Source organism: Methylobacterium sp. 22177 (assembly GCF_052045615.1).
In the GTDB taxonomy this organism is placed as follows: domain Bacteria; phylum Pseudomonadota; class Alphaproteobacteria; order Rhizobiales; family Beijerinckiaceae; genus Methylobacterium; species Methylobacterium radiotolerans.
Genome location: NZ_JBQEPK010000007.1, coordinates 38130 through 56173 on the forward strand (window position 1 = coordinate 38130; position 18044 = coordinate 56173).

The 18044-nt window shown below is 70.7% G+C and carries 19 protein-coding genes; 9 read left to right on the forward strand and 10 right to left on the reverse strand.

Features of this window, described 5'->3' with window-relative positions; genetic code table 11:
- Positions 1–53: 53 nt before the first annotated feature.
- Positions 54–746, forward strand: a complete 693-nt coding sequence (locus ACTJK8_RS09480) for an HAD family hydrolase (protein WP_440761834.1) — start codon at positions 54–56, stop codon at positions 744–746.
- Between the two features lie 4 nt (positions 747–750).
- Here the strand turns inward: ACTJK8_RS09480 and ACTJK8_RS09485 are convergent, their stop codons facing one another.
- Complete coding sequence (locus tag ACTJK8_RS09485; RefSeq protein ID WP_012319655.1) at positions 751–1905, reverse strand: pyridoxal phosphate-dependent aminotransferase; 1155 nt, start codon at positions 1903–1905, stop codon at positions 751–753.
- A 286-nt stretch (positions 1906–2191) separates the two neighbouring features.
- On the opposite strand from ACTJK8_RS09485, the gene ACTJK8_RS09490 reads away from it, so the two are divergent.
- From ACTJK8_RS09490 to aat, 4 genes are all read left to right on the forward strand, one after another.
- A complete protein-coding gene (locus tag ACTJK8_RS09490; protein WP_043073873.1) occupies positions 2192–2974 on the forward strand; it encodes a DsbA family protein in 783 nt (260 codons plus the stop codon).
- Positions 2975–3131: 157 nt separating this feature from the next.
- Complete coding sequence (gene accB / locus ACTJK8_RS09495) at positions 3132–3605, forward strand: acetyl-CoA carboxylase biotin carboxyl carrier protein (RefSeq protein WP_012319657.1); 474 nt, start codon at positions 3132–3134, stop codon at positions 3603–3605.
- 104 nt (positions 3606–3709) lie between these two features.
- Positions 3710–5062: an acetyl-CoA carboxylase biotin carboxylase subunit gene (gene accC / locus ACTJK8_RS09500; RefSeq protein WP_012319658.1), complete on the forward strand. Its 1353-nt coding sequence runs from the start codon at positions 3710–3712 to the stop codon at positions 5060–5062.
- A gap of 79 nt (positions 5063–5141) precedes the next feature.
- Positions 5142–5825, forward strand: coding sequence for a leucyl/phenylalanyl-tRNA--protein transferase (gene aat / locus ACTJK8_RS09505; RefSeq protein WP_012319659.1), 684 nt, complete (start codon positions 5142–5144; stop codon positions 5823–5825).
- 24 nt (positions 5826–5849) lie between these two features.
- Here the strand turns inward: aat and ACTJK8_RS09510 are convergent, their stop codons facing one another.
- Both ACTJK8_RS09510 and ACTJK8_RS09515 read right to left on the reverse strand, forming a co-directional pair.
- Complete coding sequence (locus tag ACTJK8_RS09510) at positions 5850–6215, reverse strand: hypothetical protein (RefSeq protein ID WP_012319660.1); 366 nt, start codon at positions 6213–6215, stop codon at positions 5850–5852.
- A 65-nt stretch (positions 6216–6280) separates the two neighbouring features.
- The gene (locus ACTJK8_RS09515; protein WP_012319661.1) at positions 6281–6487 is read right to left on the reverse strand and encodes a DUF2842 domain-containing protein; all 207 of its coding nucleotides are present in this window, start codon (positions 6485–6487) and stop codon (positions 6281–6283) included.
- A 185-nt stretch (positions 6488–6672) separates the two neighbouring features.
- On the opposite strand from ACTJK8_RS09515, the gene ACTJK8_RS09520 reads away from it, so the two are divergent.
- The 4 genes from ACTJK8_RS09520 (at position 6673) to ACTJK8_RS09535 (ending at position 11636) form a co-directional block, all read left to right on the forward strand.
- Entirely contained in the window at positions 6673–7800 is a 1128-nt protein-coding gene (locus tag ACTJK8_RS09520; protein ID WP_373866304.1) for a COX15/CtaA family protein, read from the forward strand.
- 150 nt (positions 7801–7950) lie between these two features.
- Positions 7951–8634, forward strand: a complete 684-nt coding sequence (gene trhA, locus ACTJK8_RS09525; protein WP_012319663.1) for a PAQR family membrane homeostasis protein TrhA — start codon at positions 7951–7953, stop codon at positions 8632–8634.
- A 141-nt stretch (positions 8635–8775) separates the two neighbouring features.
- Positions 8776–9975, forward strand: coding sequence for a glycosyltransferase family 4 protein (locus tag ACTJK8_RS09530; RefSeq protein WP_058606789.1), 1200 nt, complete (start codon positions 8776–8778; stop codon positions 9973–9975).
- 143 nt (positions 9976–10118) lie between these two features.
- The gene (locus tag ACTJK8_RS09535) at positions 10119–11636 is read left to right on the forward strand and encodes an undecaprenyl-phosphate glucose phosphotransferase (protein ID WP_043073894.1); all 1518 of its coding nucleotides are present in this window, start codon (positions 10119–10121) and stop codon (positions 11634–11636) included.
- Between the two features lie 42 nt (positions 11637–11678).
- Here ACTJK8_RS09535 and ACTJK8_RS09540 read toward each other — a convergent pair whose 3' ends face one another.
- The 7 genes from ACTJK8_RS09540 to ACTJK8_RS09570 all read right to left on the reverse strand — a co-directional run bounded on the left by ACTJK8_RS09540 (position 11679) and on the right by ACTJK8_RS09570 (position 18026).
- A complete protein-coding gene (locus ACTJK8_RS09540) occupies positions 11679–12032 on the reverse strand; it encodes a hypothetical protein (protein WP_012319666.1) in 354 nt (117 codons plus the stop codon).
- Between the two features lie 212 nt (positions 12033–12244).
- Positions 12245–14815 carry a TonB-dependent receptor gene (locus ACTJK8_RS09545; protein ID WP_440761835.1) on the reverse strand — a complete coding sequence of 857 codons (2571 nt, stop codon included), beginning with the start codon at positions 14813–14815 and terminating at the stop codon, positions 12245–12247.
- Between the two features lie 246 nt (positions 14816–15061).
- A complete protein-coding gene (locus ACTJK8_RS09550) occupies positions 15062–15700 on the reverse strand; it encodes a hypothetical protein (RefSeq protein ID WP_029361184.1) in 639 nt (212 codons plus the stop codon).
- 13 nt (positions 15701–15713) lie between these two features.
- Complete coding sequence (locus tag ACTJK8_RS09555; protein WP_012319669.1) at positions 15714–16607, reverse strand: ABC transporter permease; 894 nt, start codon at positions 16605–16607, stop codon at positions 15714–15716.
- Positions 16604–17353 (reverse strand): ABC transporter ATP-binding protein, encoded by a 750-nt coding sequence (locus tag ACTJK8_RS09560; RefSeq protein WP_012319670.1) that lies wholly within the window; start codon positions 17351–17353, stop codon positions 16604–16606. The genes ACTJK8_RS09555 and ACTJK8_RS09560 overlap by 4 nt, the downstream gene beginning before the upstream one ends.
- Positions 17350–17592: a hypothetical protein gene (locus ACTJK8_RS09565; RefSeq protein ID WP_012319671.1), complete on the reverse strand. Its 243-nt coding sequence runs from the start codon at positions 17590–17592 to the stop codon at positions 17350–17352. Before ACTJK8_RS09565 ends, ACTJK8_RS09560 begins: the two co-directional genes overlap by 4 nt.
- Complete coding sequence (locus ACTJK8_RS09570; protein WP_012319672.1) at positions 17592–18026, reverse strand: hypothetical protein; 435 nt, start codon at positions 18024–18026, stop codon at positions 17592–17594. Before ACTJK8_RS09570 ends, ACTJK8_RS09565 begins: the two co-directional genes overlap by 1 nt.
- Positions 18027–18044 lie beyond the last annotated feature (18 nt).

Here is an 18044-nt window from a genome sequence, read left to right on the forward strand (position 1 = left end):
CACCCCGATAGCGACGCCGTTCGAGATCCAGCCGAGCCCGGAGCCTGTCCCGCATGTCCACCGAACCGACGCGCAAACCCCCGATCGCCGTGTTCGACCTGGACGGGACCCTCGCGGAGACCGCGGGCGACCTGATCGGCACCCTGAACGTGCTGATGAAGCGCGAGCGGCTGGCCGAACTGCCCCTCTCGCAGGCGCGCGGGCTGATCGGCGCCGGTGCCCGAGCGCTGATCCGGCGCGGCTTCGAGGCCGAGGGGCGGCCGCTGTCGCCGGAGGACCACGACCGGCTCTTCGACGCCTTCATCGCCCATTACGGCGCGCATCTCGCCGACACGTCCCACCTCTTCCCGGGCGTCGTCGAGGCGCTCGACGCCCTCGAGGCGGCCGGCTTCCGGCTCGCGGTCTGCACCAACAAGTACGAGGGACAGTCGGTCGAGCTGCTGCGCCTCCTCGGGATCGGCCACCGCTTCGCGGCGATCTGCGGCCGGGACACCTTCCCGCAAGCCAAGCCCGATCCCCGCCACCTGACGGGCACCATCGCCCGCGCCGCCGGTGACCCGGCCCGCGCCGTCATGGTGGGCGATTCCCGGACCGACATCGACACCGCCAAGGCCGCCGGCATCCCGGTGGTGGCGGTCACCTTCGGTTACACCGACCGGCCGGTCGCCGAACTCGGCCCCGACCGGGTGATCGAGCACTTCTCGGAGCTGGTCGAGGCGGTCGGCGCGCTCGTGCCGGCGGCCTGACCGGTCAGCGCAGCCACGCCTTCAGCCGCGCCACCGCCTCGCGGCACTCGGCCTCCGAGCCCGCGAAGGAGAAGCGGACGTGGTGGTTGCCCACGTCCGGGTCGAAGTCGAGGCCGGGCGTCGACGCGACGTGCGCCTCGTCGAGCATGCGCCGGCAGAAATCCGCGGCGTCGTTGGTGAGGTTCGAGACGTCTGCGTAGAGGTAGAAGGCGCCGTCTGCCGGGTGCACGCGGCCGAGGCCGAGGCCCGGCAGGGCGTCCAGCAGGATCGTGCGGTTGCGCGCGTAGCCGTCGCGAACGGCGTCCAGCTCGTCCGTCGCGTCGAAGGCCGCCAGCGCGCCGACCTGCGACAGGTAGGGCGCCGAGATGTAGAGGTTCTGCGCCAGACGCTCGATCGGGCGGACCAGCGCCTCCGGCACGACCATCCAGCCGACGCGCCAGCCGGTCATGCAGTGGTACTTCGAGAACGAGTTGATCACGACGGCGTCGGGGTCGAAGCGCAGCGCCGTGACGGTGGGCTCGCCGTAGCTGAGGCCGTGATAGATCTCGTCGGAGATCAGCGGCAGGCCGAGGCCGCGCGCCGCCGCGCAGAGATCCTGCAGGGCGCCCTCCGTGATCACCGTGCCGGACGGGTTGGCCGGGCTCATCACCAGCGCCCCGGCGACCGGCGCGCGGGCGTGGGTCTCGCGCAGCAAAGCCGCGGTCGGCGCGAAGCGGTCCTCGGCGCGCAGCACCATCGGCGCCGGCACGAGGTCGAGGGCGGCCAGGATGCTGCGATAGGCCGGATAGCCCGGCTGAGGGACGGCGACCCGGGCGCCGGAATCGAACAGGCTCATGAAGGCGAGCACGAAGCCCGCCGAGGATCCGGTGGTGATCACCACCCGCTCCGGGCTCACCGCGACGCCGTGCCGCTCCGCGTAGTCCCGGGCGATGCGGGCCCGCAGGGACGGCAGGCCCAGGGCCTCGGTGTAGGGGACGCGGCCGCTGGCGAGCGCAGCCTGTGCGGCCGCGATCACGGCTCGGGGCGCCGGCGCCGACGGCTGGCCGACCTCCATCCGCACCACGTCGCTGCCCGCCCGCGCCTTGGCGGCGGCGGCCGCCATGACATCCATCGCGAGGAACGGCTGGACGGCGGCGGCGCGCCGGGAGATCGGGATCATGGGGTCTGCTCTGCGCCGGACGAAGCTGGCGCCGCGGGGGTTAGACGCTCGCGGCCCCTGCCTCAAGCCGGAGCCGGGTTCGGCCGCGCGTCCCCGCGACGGCGGGGCCGTCGATCCGCGGAGGCGGCCCCTCGGCTCGGCAGGCGGGGCGGTGCGCGATCGGCGAGCGCTGCCGCACCGCGCGCCGCGGCCACCGCGGGATTTGACCGGTCGCCGCGAAAACGCCTAACCCAGCCCCTACCGCTCGCGCCACGCGCGGGCCGCCCCGCCGCGCAAGCGAGGATCTATGCCCTTCATCCGCCCCCTGCCCGCGCTGGTCCTGGCGCTCGGCCTCGTCGCCGTCCCCGCTCTCGCTCAGACCGCGACGCCCCCCGCCGCGCCGTTCACGGACGCGCAGCGCGCCGGCATCGAGGCGATCGTCAAGGACTACCTGATCAAGCATCCCGAGGTGCTTCAGGAGGCCCTCGCCGAGGCCGAGAAGCAGCAGGCCGAGACGCAGCGCCTCGCCCAGGCCGCCGCCCTCAAGGAATCGCGCGAGGCCCTCATTAACGGGTCCCACGACGTCGTCGCCGGCAACCCGACGGGCGACGTCACGCTGGTCGAGTTCTTCGACTACAATTGCGGCTACTGCCGCAAGGCGCTGGGCGACGTCCAGGCGCTGATCAAGTCCGACCCGAAGCTGCGGGTCGTCATCAAGGACTTCCCGGTGCTCGGCCCGGAATCGCTGGAGGCCAGCCAGGTCGCCGTCGCGGTGCGCCAGCAGCTCAAGGGCGACAAGCTGTTCGAGTTCCACCAGAAGCTGCTGGAGACCAAGGGCCGCGTGAACGGCGCCCGGGCGATCCAGGTCGCCAAGGACATGGGCGTGGACACCGCCAAGCTGCAGAAGGACATGGCCTCCCCCGAGGTGAAGGCCGCGCTCAGCGAGAACCGCGGCCTGGGCGACCGCCTGGGCCTCTCGGGCACGCCGGCCTTCATCATCGGCGACGAGGTGATCCCGGGTGCCGTCGGCGTCGAGCCGATGCGCAAGACCATCGCCGACGTGCGCCAGTGCGGCCACGCCTCCTGCTGAGCTGACGGAACGGACCGAGGGACCCCGAAGGCGTTCCGCGCAGCCTTGTCGCGCCGGGGCGCCTTCGTCTAAGAGCCGCCAGCCGCAGGGCCGCGGTGGGGGTCCAGGGCCGAGCCCGGATGGACGCACCGATGTGCCGCGAGACGAAGTAGGCCGGATGCCAAAGAACGACGCCATCGATCCCGAGCTCGTGCGCGAGCTCGCCAACCTCGTCACCGAGACCGGCCTCTCCGAGATCGAGGTCGAGAAGGGCGACCTGCGCATCCGCGTCGCGCGGCGGCTCGAACCCGTGAGCGTGCAGGTCGCGGCGCCGGCCCCGCTCGCGGCCGTCGCCCCGCCGCCGGCGGCGCCCGCCGCCTCGTCCCCCCTCGCCCCGGCCGAGCCGGCCCGCGCGCAGCCCGGCACCGTGCCCTCGCCGATGGTCGGGACCGCCTATCTCCGGCCCTCGCCCGACGCCAAGGCGTTCGTGGACGTCGGCTCGAAGGTCGAGGTCGGCGACAAGCTGCTGCTGATCGAGGCGATGAAGACCTTCAACGAGATCGTAGCCCCCCGCGCCGGCACGATCAGCGCCATCTTCGTCGAGGACGGTCAGCCGGTCGAGTTCGGCGAGGCCTTGCTCGTCATCACCTAGGACGTCCGCCGGGCGCTCGCCGCCCAGTCCCGGACGACGCCGCAACACGAGAGGATAGAGCATCCTGCGCGGTCCGGGATCGCCAGGACGCCCTAACGGGTCCGATGTTCGACAAGATCCTGATCGCGAACCGCGGCGAGATCGCCCTGCGCATCCTGCGGGCGGCGAAGGAGCTCGGGATCGCCACCGTGGCGGTCCACTCCACAGCCGACGCCGACGCCATGCACGTGCGCCTCGCCGACGAGAGCGTCTGCATCGGGCCGCCGGCCGCCCGCGACAGCTACCTCAACATCCCGTCGATCATCGCGGCCTGCGAGATCACCGGGGCCGATGCCGTGCATCCCGGCTACGGCTTCCTGTCGGAGAATGCCCGCTTCGCCGAGGTGCTGGCCCACCACCAGATCGGCTTCATCGGCCCCAAGGCGCAGCACATCCGCACCATGGGCGACAAGATCGAGGCGAAGCGCACGGCGCTGAAGCTCGGCATCCCCTGCGTGCCGGGCTCCGAGGGCGGGGTCGAGGACGCCGACACCGCCAAGCGCGTGGCCGCCGAGATCGGCTACCCCGTCCTCGTCAAGGCGGCGGCGGGCGGCGGCGGCCGCGGCATGAAGGTGGCGCGTTCCGAGGCCGAGCTGGAGCAGGCGATCGGCATGGCCAAGTCCGAGGCGAAGGCCGCCTTCGGGGACGACGCGGTCTATCTCGAGAAGTACCTGGAGAAGCCGCGCCACATCGAGGTCCAGGTGCTCGGCGACGGCCGCGGCGGTGCCGTGCACCTCGCCGAGCGCGACTGCTCCCTCCAGCGCCGCCACCAGAAGGTCTGGGAGGAAGGCGGCTCGCCGGCGCTCAACGAGTCGATGCGCGCCGAGATCGGCGGCATCTGCGCCAACGCGATGAAGGAGCTCGGCTATCTGGGCGCCGGCACGATCGAGTTCCTCTACGAGGACGGGCGGTTCTACTTCATCGAGATGAATACCCGTATCCAGGTCGAGCATCCGGTCACCGAGATGATCACCGGGATCGACCTCGTCATCGAGCAGATCCAGGTCGCCTCGGGCGGCCCGCTCTCGGTGAGCCAGGCGGACATCAAGGTCGAGGGCCACGCCATCGAGTGCCGGATCAACGCCGAGCACCCGGAGACCTTCCGGCCCTCGCCCGGCGAGATCACCCACTACCACACGCCCGGCGGCCTCGGCGTCCGGGTCGATTCGGCGGCGTTCCAGGGCTACCGCATCCCGCCGAACTACGATTCGCTCATCGGCAAGCTGATCGTCCACGGCCGGACCCGCAACGAGTGCCTCATGCGTCTGCGCCGGGCCCTGGACGAGTTCGTCATTGACGGGATCGACACGACGCTGCCGCTGTTCCGGACCCTGGTCCGTAACCCGGACGTGCAGAACGGCCTTTACGACATCCACTGGCTGGAGCATTTCCTGGAAGACGGCGGCATGAAAGCCTGACCGGAACCGGGCGGGGCTGCGGCGAGAGCGGCGCGCGCGGGATCTGGTCTTCGCGCCGGCCGCGCGCGACATTCACGGCATGCACGACACCGCCCGCGTGGACATCACCCCCGAGATCCTGCTGAAGGCCTACGCGGCGGGCATCTTCCCGATGGCGGAGGATGCCGACGACCCCACGCTCTACTGGGTCGAGCCCAAGGCGCGCGGCGTTCTCCCCCTCGACGCGTTCCGCGTTCCCCGGCGCCTCGCCCGGACGGTGCGGTCCGACCAGTTCGTGGTCCGCTGCGACACCGATTTCGACGGCGTGATCGACGGCTGCGCCGCGCCCCGCCGGGACAGCGAGCGCACCTGGATCAACGGGCGGATCCGCGAACTCTACGGTGCCCTGTTCGACATCGGCCACGTCCACACGGTCGAGGTCTACGCGGGCGCCGACGGCCGGCTCGTCGGCGGCCTCTACGGCGTCTCGCTGGGGGCCGCCTTCTTCGGCGAGAGCATGTTCCACGAGGTCCGCGACGCCTCGAAGGTCGCCCTCGTCCACCTGATGGCCCGCCTGCGCGCCGGGGGCTACCGGCTCGCCGATACTCAGTTCGTCACCGAACACCTGACGCAGTTCGGCGCCGAGGAGGTGCCGCGGCACGTCTACAAGCGTCGCCTCGCCGACGCCCTGGATCAGGTCGCCGATTGGGGCGTCTGGCCCGGAGACGGCTCGGTGCCGGGCGCGCAGGTCCTCGCGGCGCTCGAAGCGCCGGATGCCCGCTAGGGCCGCGACCGGCGCGAGCCGGCCCTAGCGCCGACGCCGGTGGCGGTAGCCGGTCGAGAACGAGGCGTATTGCCGGCCGCGCACGGACCGGTAGCGCCGCCGGCGGCCGGTGCTGGCCTCGACCGCCTCGTCCACCTGCGGGATCGGCTCGGCCATGGCGGCCGCGGGCGTGGCCGCCGCGGCGACCGTCGTGTCGGCCGAGGCGTAGCCGCCGGCGACGTTCTTGGCCGCCGGGCCGAACATGGCGAGACACTGGTTGTAGGCGAGGTCGTTCTTGAGGCGCTCGCATTCGCCGATGGAGCGCGGTGTCCCCTGCGCCAGGGCCGGAACGGGCGCGAGCAGCACGACGAGGGCAGCCAGCGGCTTGAGGCAGAGAGTCGGGCGGTGCACGGAGGGGTCTCGAGCGGGGACGGCAGGCTTGTGATCCCCGAGTGCGGCAAAATCGAGGGTTGGACTCAGCGATCGGGCCGCTCCATCCACCGGATCAGCGGCATCAGCGGGAAGATCCACGCGATGCCGAGAATCGAGTAGATCACCGCCTGCACCGCCGCCGGCGTCTCGGAGATGCGGCTATCGGCCAGGGTCATCGCCAGGGGGCCGTACAGGCAGACGAAGACCAGGATGGCGAGGGTGCCGATCAGGGTCCGGGTGCGGCGGCGCATGGTTGACTTCCTGGGCCGCGCCTTCGGACTGGGCCGCTGGCCTGGCGGCCGGCGCTGCGGGCGCGGACAGGCGACGGCTACCGCTCCGGGATCCGGTTGGCAACGCGCCCGCTGACGCGGGCTGCGGCGCCGGCGCCGTTGCTGGTCGTTCGGACATCCCCTAACCCGGGTCAGGCGGGCGCATCCTGGCATCCGCGGAAGGGACGTGCATGGACATGAGTGGCGCGGGCGACCGGCGGTCGGGGGCGGTGCGGACCTGGCTCTACGTGGTCGCGGCCCTGGTGGTCGCCATGGTGGCGGTCGGCGGCGCGACGCGGCTGACCGGGTCCGGCCTGTCGATCACCGAGTGGCGCCCCGTCACGGGCGCGATCCCGCCGCTCACCGAGGCCGACTGGGCGGCCGAGTTCGCCAAGTACAGGGACACGCCGCAATACAACATCCTCAACCAGGGGATGGGATTGTCGGCGTTCAAGGTGCTGTACGGCTGGGAATGGGGCCATCGCCTGCTCGGCCGCGTGATCGGCCTCGTGTTCTTCCTGCCGCTGATCCTGTTCTGGTGGCAGGGCCGCATCAGCCGGCGGCTCGGTCTCGGCCTGCTCGGCCTCGGCCTGCTCGGCGGCCTCCAGGGCGCCATCGGCTGGATCATGGTCGCCTCGGGCCTTCAGCCCGGCATGACGGCCGTGGCGCCGCTCAAGCTCGCCCTGCACCTCACCACCGCGAGCCTCATCCTGGCCGGCCTGGTCTGGCTGGCCGCGGGCGAGCGCCGCGGCGTCCTTGCGCCGGCCCCGGCACGGCTGCGGGCTACCGCCCTGCTGCTGCCGATCCTGGTCCTGGTGCAGATCTTCCTCGGCGGCCTCGTCGCCGGCTCGCATGCCGGCCTCGTCTACAACACCTGGCCGACCATGGACGGCCAGCTCGTCCCGCCGCTGGACAGCCTCTTCGCGATCCGGCCGTGGATCGAGAACTTCGTGGACAACCACGCCCTCGTTCAGTTCGATCATCGGGTGACGGCCTACCTCGTGTTCGTCGTGGCGGTTCTGCACGCCGTCGATGCCCGGCTCACCGGCCCGAAGAGCGCGGCCGGGCGGGCCGCGGGCGTCGTGATCCTCGTCCTCGCCCAGATGGCGCTGGGGATCGCGACGCTTCTCCTCGCCGTCCCCCTCTGGGCGGCGCTCGCGCATCAGGTGCTCGCCATGGCGGTGCTGACGATGGCCACCGTCCATGCCCGGCTCAGCCGCGGGTTCGGCCTGGTCGAGCCCGCCGCCGCCGAGCCGCCGCTGGGGTTCGAGGGTCTGGCCGGAGGCCGGATCTAGGCTTTCGTGCGGTGCAGCGGTCTCGCTGCGCCGCACGAGACTTTTACCGCTTTCAGTGGAACCTTGGGATAACTCCCCATCAGCAATCTGCACATGGAACGACCAAGACTTCTCAAGCTTTAAGCTGCACGCGTTGCAGGAGGCTTCAAGATGTCTCTCGCGGAGGATGGTCGACCGCTCTCCCTGACCTGGCACTACACGCCGCGGGAGATCATGGCGGATGGCGTGATCCACGGTCTCGGCGTGCTGCTCGGCTTCGCCGGTGCTGTGGCCCTGGTGGCGACCGCGGTCACGGCGCATCTCGGGCTCGGCGAGCGGGCGGCGGTGGTCGTCTACGCCACGGCCCTCGTCTTGATGCTCGGCGTCTCAGCCCTCTACAATCTCTATCCGGTCAGCCCGCGCAAATGGCTCCTGCGCCGCGCCGACCACGCCCTGATCTACCTGATGATCGCCGGGACCTACACGCCGCTGGTCGCCCTCGTGGGATCGGGGCCGCGGGCCTACGCCCTCTTGGCGATGATCTGGCTGGTGGCGCTGATCGGGATCGCGGTGAAGCTCTTCCTGCCGGGCCGATTCGACCGCCTGTCGATCGGGCTCTACCTCATGCTCGGCTGGAGCGGGCTGTTCGCCTACGAATCGGTGATCGCGGCGCTTCAGCCCACGGCCCTGTGGCTGCTCGGCATCGGCGGGGCGCTCTACTCGATCGGCGTCGTGTTCCACGTCTGGCGGACCCTGCCCTTCCAGAACGCGATCTGGCACGGCTTCGTCCTCGCCGCCACGGCCTGCCATTACGGGACGATCTGGGCCAGCCTGAACGGCTCGCCGATGACCTAGCGTCGCAATCGATTGCGACGTCGCGCGTAAAACTCCGGTTACCGTTCTGCTGAAAAGGTCGAGCGCGGGCGACCTGCTTTAAGTTTCCCGCGACCGCGGGTGCACCACAACTCGGGGACTGATATTCCCGGGAGCTGGACCGTGGTCCCGAAGACGAACGACTCTGGCCTCGCTCACCGTTACCGGATCCTGCACGTGTTCCGGGCGCCCGTGGGCGGATTGTTCCGGCACGTGATGGATCTCGCCCGCCTCCAGGCGGCCGCGGGACACCATGTCGGCCTCGTCTGCGACTCCAGCACCGGCGGTGACCGCGCCGCGGGCGCCCTGGCGGACCTGATGCCCTGCCTGGATCTCGGCCTCGTCCGGCTGCCGATGCGCCGGAATCCGCACCCGTCGGACTGGTCCTGTCTGCGCGCCGTCGCCCAGCGGGCCGCGGAGGTCGGCGCGGACGTGCTGCACGGACACGGGGCCAAGGGCGGCGCCTATGCCCGGCTCGCCGCGGCGGGTCCGGCGATCCGGGCCTACACGCCGCACGGGGGCAGCTACAATTACCGGCCGGGCAGCCCACTGCACCGCCTCTACATGGGGGCCGAGGCGGTGCTCGCCCGCCGCACGGACGCGTTCCTGTTCGAGAGCGAGTACGTCGCGGGCCGCCACCGGAGCTTCGTCGGCGGTCCCGAGCGGGTGACGCGGATCGTGCACAACGGCATCGCCGAGGCCGAGTTCGCGCCGCTCGACCGCGTCGCCGAGCCCTTCGACCTGCTCTATGTCGGTGAGCTGCGGGAGGCCAAGGGGCTGCCCTACCTGCTCGAGGCGCTGGTCCGGCTGCGGGCCGAGGGTCGGGCGCTGCGCCTGCTCCTGGTCGGATCCGGGCCGGACGCCGAGATCCTGCGGGAGTCCGTGGCCCGCCTCGGCCTCGCCGACGCGGTGGCGTTCGAGCCGCCGCAGGCGATCCGCTCCGTGCTGGCCCGCGGCCGGATCCTCGTCGTCCCGTCGCTCGCGGAGTCGCTGCCCTACGTCGTGCTGGAGGCCGCCGCGGCGGCGCAGCCGCTGGTCGCCACCCGGGTCGGCGGCATTCCGGAGATCTTCGGCGCGGCCGCCCGCGACCTCGTCCCGTCGCGGGACCCGGCGGCGCTCGCCGAGGGGATCCGTCGCGTTCTCGACGCCGCGCCGGAGGCCCTGGCCGCGCGGACCCAGGGCCTGAGCGCCTCGATCCGGCAGCGCTTCTCCCTGGACCGCATGGGCAGCGAGGTTGTCTCCGGCTACGCCGCGGCCTTCGAGGCCCGCGCGGAGCGCCGCGATCCCGCGCCGCGGGCGATCGCCGGAGCCCGGACCGCCTGACGGCGAGACCTGCCGGAAGAGGATCGGGGCCTGTGCGCCGCGGTGGAAAAGGCGGCGGCACCCTCGCTCTTAAATGTTCCCACAACGCCCCGTGCCAAGCTTCCTTCGAGGCAGCGACCGCAAGGCTCGGGGGGAGCCGATCGATGAGCGCGTTCGACATCCGCGATCTCCTGGAGGCCGCCGTCCCGATGGAGGCGTCCTCGGTCCCGGCCGCCGGCGGCGTGCCGCTCGCCGAGACCGCCGCGCCGGGACCGACGGCGATCTCGCCCGTCGTGGTGGCCGGGCTGGTGCGCGCCCTGGAATGCACGCTGATCTTCGGCCTGGGCGCGTTGCTGCACCTGCTGATGCTCCGCGGGCGCGTCCCGTTCGGACTGACCTACGCGGGCGCGATCGGCATGATCGCGGTGATCACCGTGACGCTGATCCAGGCGTCGGGCGGCTACCGGGTCGCCGCCTTCCGGAGCTTCTTCAAGACCGCCATCCGGCTGATCGCGGCGTGGTCGATGACCTTCCTGATGGTCGCCGCCGGACTCGTGCTGGCCAAGGTGGCCGACCATTACTCGCGCCTCTGGCTCGCGACCTTCTTCGGCACCGGCCTCGGGGCGCTGCTGCTCGGGCGCTTCGTGCTCTTCCGCATCATCGACGCCCAGACCCGGGCCGGACGGTTCGACCGGCGCACCGCGATCGTGGGCGGCGGCCAGCCCGCCGAGGACCTGATCGCCGCCCTGGAGACGCAGAGCGAGAGCGGCATCCGCATCGTCGGCGTGTTCGACGACCGCAACGCCGATCGGTCCTCCGACGTGGTGGCGGGGCACCCGAAGCTCGGCAACGTCGACGACCTCGTCGCCTACGCGCGGCACGCCCGGCTCGACCTGATCGTGTTCACGATCCCGATCACCGCGGAGGCGCGGATCCTCCAGATGCTCGCCAAGCTCTGGGTCCTGCCGATCGACATCCGGCTCTCGGCGCACGCCGCCAAGCTGCGCCTGCGCCCGCGCAGCTACTCGTATCTCGGCTCGGTCCCGGTGCTGGACGTGTTCGACCGTCCGATCGCCGATTGGGACGTCGTGGTGAAGGCGCTGTTCGACCGCTGCGTCGGCCTGATGATGCTGTTGGCGCTGTCGCCGCTCATGCTGGCGATCGCCCTCGCGGTGAAGCTCACGTCGCGCGGGCCCGTGCTGTTCCGGCAGAAGCGCCACGGCTTCAACAACGAGCTGATCGAGGTCTACAAGTTCCGCTCGATGTACGTGGATCAGTGCGACGCCGGCGCGGCCCGGATGGTGACCCGGGGCGACCCGCGCGTGACACCGGTCGGCCGGTTCATCCGGAAGACCTCGCTCGACGAGCTGCCGCAGCTGTTCAACGTGCTCAAGGGCGACCTGTCGCTGGTCGGCCCGCGACCGCACGCGCTCCAGGCGAAAGCCGCCAACACCCTGTACGATCAGGTGGTCGACGGCTACTTCGCCCGCCACAAGGTTAAGCCCGGCATCACCGGCTGGGCTCAGGTCAACGGCTGGCGCGGCGAGACCGACACCTCGGAGAAGCTGCAGCGGCGCGTCGAGCACGACCTCTATTACATAGAGAACTGGTCGGTACTGCTCGACCTGCAGATCCTGCTGACCACGCCGTTCGCGCTGTTCAGGACCGAGAACGCCTACTGAGCGGTGGGGCCGGCACCGGAGCGGTGCCGGCCGTGCGCGCCGCTACGGCAGGGCGCCGGCCTTCTCCTTGGCCTTCATGATCGTGTCGCGGCAGCCCTGGGCGTCCCCGGACTTGTCCTGCTGGCGTGCCTGGGCGACCAGCTTCTTGGCCTCCTCGACGCCCGAGGCTGTGGGCTTCACGGCGGCGTCGGACTTGGTGAGCGCCGGCGGCGTGTCGAGGGCCTTGGGCGAGTTGGACGACGTCGTGCCGCCGGGCGGGGTCGTCCCGGTCACCGCGGCGGCGCCGGCGCTGTCGAGCCGCCGCTGCAGCGTATCGACCTCGTCAGAGCACGGGGTCGCCAGGGCAGGCGTCGCGGCCGCCAGGGCGAGGGCTGCAACGGCGAAACGGATGATCATCGGGACGAGGCTCCACGGTGTCGGGGTGCGGCCGGCGCCGGCCCTTCGTGCGCGAGGGGCGGTGATGCGCCGGTGCGGCTACCGGGGAGACGCCGGACGAACGGGCCCGTTCCCGAGACAGGAGGCCGCATGCGCCAGCCCCGGAACGCGACGGGCGCCCCGCGCGGCCCTCAGGCCGCGGGAGGCGCCCGCCCCTCGCCATCGCGGACGGGTCAGTACTTCCGGATGATCGGCTCCGGCGACATCGGCACCGGATCGGCGCCGAAGGCGTAGCGGATGCCGGCGTAGACCGAGAAGGGCTGCGCCAGGGTCGTGGTCCGCGGATCGCTGATCCGCAGGTTGCCGGCCACCGCGCCCGGCTCGGCGAAGGTGCCGAACGTGGCGTAGCGGTTGTTGGTCAGGTTGGTGATGAGGCCGAACACCTCGAGGTTCTTCGTGACCTGGTACTTGGTCTGGAAGTTCAGCACGTAGTAGGGCGGCAGCTTGCGGTTCAGGTTCGACTCGTCGCCGCGGAAGTAGGACGACGAGAAGGCCTGGAGGTAGAGGCCGAACTGCCAGTCGGGCGTGACGAAGTAGTCGAAGCCGGCCTTGATCTGGTGGGTCGGCACCAGCGGCACGACGTTGCCCTTGCGGACCTGGATCGCGCCGTCATCCGCGAGCGGGTTGTTGGGCGACGACAGGGTGCCGTTGAACTGGAAGGTCGCGTCGACCAGGGCGTAGTTGGCGTAGACCCGCAGGTAATCGGCCGTGTACTCGCCGCCGACCTCGATGCCCTGCCGCTGCGTCGACGGCACGTTGACGAAGTAGGCGCGGGCGGTGTTGCCGGGGGTGGCCAGCGACAGGATGTCGTTGGCGAGGTCGGTGCGGAAGGCGCCGATCTTGTAGGTGATGATGCCGCCGTCATAGGTGTTCGGCAGCTGGCCGCGGAATCCGACCTCGTAGGTCCGCCCGGTGACCTGCTTGAGCGGCGGGTCGGCCACCAGCGAGTTCGGCAGCAGGCACGGCCGGTCCGGGTTGGCGCAGGCCAGCTCCAGCGGGGTCGGGGCGCGGTTCGATTCCGAGTAGCTGCCGTAGAGGTTGAGCGCGTCGAAGAACCGGTAGGTCAGGCCGGCGACCGGGTTGATCTTGTTGAAGTAGTGCGTGCCGGTCACGTCCGGCGAGAAGCCGGTCAGATCCTCGCTCTGGATGCGCGCGAAGTTGAGCCGGGCGCCGGCGGTCAGCGACAGCCGGTCGGTCACGTCGAGCGTGTCGAGGGTGTAGAGGCCCATGTAGAGATTGGAGCCGTTGACCGAGCTCGGCGCGATGCCGAGCGCGCCCGCGGTCCGCAGCTGCGGCGTGCCGAGGCCCGGGATGTTGCCGTAGAACGGGTTGCTCGGATCGGTGGTGATCGACAGGTTCGGGTTGATGACGCCCAGGGTGCTGGACGACTTGAACCCGTAGTTGGCCGCATCGATGCTGCCACCGACCACGAAGCTGTTGGACAGGCCGAAGATCCGGTCGCGGTTGGCGGCCTGGAGCGAGCCGCCGAAGCCGGTGGCTTCCGTCCGGGTCGTGTCCAGCGTGCCGTACGGGATGCCGGACCGGAACGGGATGCGCTGGTTCTGCTGGCCCAGGATCAGGAACTGGTTGCGGAACGCGGTCTGCGACTGGCCGGCCGCCGGGCTGAAGCCGTCATCCTCGAAGCAGAGGTTGCCGCGGAAGCTGGAGCGCGTGCTGCAGTTCTCGAAGTTGCCGTCGTTGCCGTCGACGTAGGTCTGGCTGAAGCGGCGGAAATAGGCGTTGCCGGCGAGGTCCCAGGTCGGCGAGATGTCGACCCGGCCGGTGAGCTGGAGCGTGCCTACCTCGGTGGTGGTGGTCTGCGGGTAGGTGAAGATCGCCCGCGGGTCGCGGTGGGTGAAGTCCACCGGCGTGGCGGCGGCCGCACCGAAGAAGCTGCGGGCGGCGAGCCCGATCAGGTGGAACTCCGAATCCTGCGAGCGGTAGCCGATGTCGCCGTAGAGCCGGCCGATCGTGCTCGGGCTCTCGTAGCGCCAGCCGCGGTCGTTCAGACCGTCGCCGGTGAAGTAGACGCTCCAGGGGCCGGAGACCTTGCCGTACTCGAGGTAGCCGGCGGTGCGCGCGTCCGAGCCGCCCCAGGCCGAGATCTCGGTGCCCTGCCAAGTGAAGCCGTTCTTCATCTGGATGTTGACCGCGCCGCCGAGGGCGTTGAGGCCGAAGACCGGGTTTCCGGTGACGACGTCGATGCGCTGGATCGCCTGCGGGGGGATGAGGTCGAAATTGACGATGTCGCCGAAGGCCTCGTTGATGCGCACGCCGTTCTGGTAGACGGCGAGACCCTGCGGCACGCCCTGCACGGGCGAGGCCGTGAAGCCGCGGTAGGTGATGTCGACGCGGTTGTTGTTGCCCTGCGAGTCGGAGACGTTGATGCCGGGCGTGCGCCGGGCCAGCGTCGTGGTCAGGTTGTCGCTGGCGCGATCGATCGTGAGATCGCTCGCCGTGACCGACTCGACGGTGCTGGGGATCTTGTAGAGGGGCTGCTCGGAGCCGCGCAGCCGCACGCCGGCGCTCGGTCCCACCGAGCCGGCCGGCGGCACCGGGCCGGGCCCGTTGAAGATCTGCGCCTGGCTCGAACTGCCGCCGCCGGCCCCGACCGGCGACGTCGAGACGACGCTGATCTCGCCGAGCGTCACCGATTGCTGAGCCTGCACCGCCGCGGGAAGGACCGTCCCGGCGAGAACCGATGCCGACGCGACCAGGCTGCTCCGAAGCGCCCGAAGTGACATCCCCTACCCCCTCAAACCCAAACACGTGCTCGTGACTGCCGAGCTTGGGTCTCTCTTGGCGGGTGCCGGGATCACGCACAATTGGTTCAAGAACACGTGAGACGCGTTTCGGCCTCATTTCCGGCCCGCGTCGACCGAACGCGGCGTCACGTGGTTAAACAGCAACAGTTTCGGTAAAGATTTCAGCCACTTAGGGATGTTTTGGCAACCCGACCGGGATAATTTGGCAATGACGGCCGGCGCGGGTCACAGGCGAGCCTGAATCAGGCGCGCGATCTCACCGAGCCGCTGTTCGAGCAGCTGCGGAACCTCGCAGACATAGGTCAGCGACTGGCTCCGCTCCTGGAAGATCCGGCGATCCCAGGCGAACTTCGTCTCCAGCTCGGACTGGTCCTTCGGGAGCTCGGTCGCGTCAGAGGCGCTCGGCGCGTCCTTGACCTGGCTGATCTTGTCGGCCTCGTCGCGGATCCGCTCGGCCATCCGGCGCTGGCCCTGCGCGTAGCGGGCGATGCCGCCGACCACCTTGTTGCGCTCGCCGTTCAGCACCTCGAACACGCCCGCGTAGACGCGCGTCAGGGCCTTGTCCTTCGCGTCCTTGTCGGAGCCGAACTTCTCCGCGAACGTGTCGAGGAGCGGTCCGACCTGCGAGAGGTCCGTGCGGCGGGACGCGATCTTCTGCGCCAGGGCGGCGGCGTCGTTGTCGCTGCCCCAGTCGCCGGCCGCCTCCACGTCGGGGCCGGTCCAGAACTGGCCGGGGCTCAGGGTCGCGACCTTGCGCTGGACGCAGGGCCAGTCCGGATCCGGCTTCGGCTGGGCCAGGGCGGGACCGGCGAGGAGCGCCAGCCCCAGCGCCGGGCCGAGGATGCGGGTCAGGAGGACGTTCATTGGGCGGACTCCATCAGGTGTTGTCGCCGGCCGGGCCGCCGCGCCGGGCCATGATGCCGCGGCCGGGGTCGTAGGCGACCACCGCCATGCCGAAGAAGGCGAGCCCCACGCCCACCACCACGGCGCAGGCGACCGGCTCGAACTGGACGTAGAGCGCGTAGCGGACGAGCTGGACCGCGTGGCTGAACGGGTTCAGCTGGCAGATCCAGTACAGCGTCTCGGAGGATTCCCGGATCCGCCACAGCGGGTAGAGGGCCGACGAGGCGAAGAACATCGGGAAGATCACGAAGTTCATCACGCTGGCGAAGTTCTCGAGCTGGCGGACCAGCGAGGAGAGGAACAGCCCGATCGCTCCGAGCATGAGGCCGGTGGCCAGGAAGGCCGGCAGGGCCGTCAGGTAGCCGAGCCAGGGGATGTCGCTCTCCCAGAAGAACGCCACGGCCAGGAACGCGTAGGCCTGCACGATCGAGACGGCGACGCCGGCGATCAGCTTGGCGAGCAGGAGAAGCCACCGCGGATAGGGCGAGGTGAGCAGCACCTTCATCGAGCCGACCTCGCGGTCGTAGACCATGGACAGCGACGACTGCATGCCGTTGAACAGCTGGATCATCACGGCGAGGCCCGGCACCACGTAGACCTCGTAGAGCACGTAGGTCTGGTAGGGCGGCTCGATGGACACGCCGAGCGTGTTGCGGAAGCCCGCCGCGAAGATGAACAGCCAGACCAGCGGCCGGACCAGCGCCGAGAAGAACCGCTCCTTCTGATGGAAGAAGCGCAGCAGCTCGCGGCGGACGATGCCGCCGAGGCAGATCAGGTAGCCGACCGCGTCGAGGCGCCCGATCCGCTCCGCCTGACCGCGTGGCGGGGCCGCGCCGATCCGGGTGGCGTAGGATGTCGGATTGGTCATGCCGCCGCCCTCCCCGGCTCGGCGACCAGGCGCCGGAACGCGTCGGCGAGCGCCTCGCCCGGCCGGCCGATCCCGCCGGCCCGGCCCCGGGCGACGATCCGGCCCCGGTGCAGCACCACGGCGTCGTCGTCGTCCGCGATCTCCTCGAAGATGTGGGTCGCCCAGAGCACCGACAATCCCTCCTCGCGCACCAGGGCGCGGACGATCGCCACGATGTCGGCCCGCGACTCGAGGTCGAGGCCGACGGTGGGCTCGTCGAGGAGCAGCAGGTCGGGGCGGTGGATCAGCGAGCGGGCGATCTCGATCCGGCGCGACTGGCCGCCCGAGAGCGTGCGCACCTTGTCGTGGCGCCTGTCCGCCAGACCGACGCGGTCGAGCAGCGCGCCGACGCGCCCCTTGGCGGCGCCGCGGGCGATGCCGTGCAGGCTCGCGTGGTAGAGGAGATTCTGCTCCACGGTGAGGTCGGTGTCGAGCGTCCGGGCCTGGAACACGACGCCGAGCCGCGCCAACGCCCGGGACGGCTCGCGATCGAGGGCGTGGCCGAAGATCGAGACCCGTCCGGTCTGGTTGTTGTAGAGCCGGGTGATGACCGAGAACAGCGTCGTCTTGCCGGCGCCGTTCGGCCCCAGCAGCGCGGCGAAGTGCCCGCGCTCCACCGTGATCGAGACGTCGTCCAGCGCGGCGCGGGCGCCGAACCGGTGGCCGACATGCTCGATCAGGAGGGCCGCCGACTCGGACGCGCTCATCGGCCCAGGACCTTCCGGGCGTCGGTCACGGCGTCGAGGCACTCGTCGAACTCGCCCTCCTTCTGCTCCCGCTCCGCGACCCGCAGGGCCTTCTTGAGCTTCGGCACCGCCGTCTCGGGCGGGTTCAGGGCGAGCGCGTCGCGGATCATCGTGATGCCCTCGGCGCAGGAGGAGGCATCGTCGGCCGCGAGGGCCGGACCGGCGGCGAGCAGGCTGGCGGAGAGCAGGAGGGCGCGCATCACTTCACCGTCAGCGTGCCGGTCATGCCTTTGGCCTCCAGGCCGTGCACCGACCAGGTGTAGGTGCCGGGCTTGATCGCGACGAACTCGATGGCGATCTCGCCGGGATCGTCGAACTCCAGGTGATCGGGCGGCCCGCCGCCGTGGATCTCCTTGTGCTCGATCACGATCTGGTTGAACCAGATGTAGCGGAAGAACTCCGGCGCGTAGAACTTGTATTCCTGGCGCCCCTTGGCGACGATCCGCAGGCGATAGGCCTTGCCGGATTCCAGCGTGATGTCCTTGTTCTCGACCACGAAGTCGTTGCCCTGATCGTCGCCCAGGACGAGGTCGGGCAGGTTCTCCCGCTTCTTGGTCAGGTCGAGGGCACTGGCCGGTGCCGCGGCGAGCAGCCCTGCCAGGCCGAGGGCCGCCGTTCGAAACATGCGCGTCATGTCGTGTTCCACCCTAGG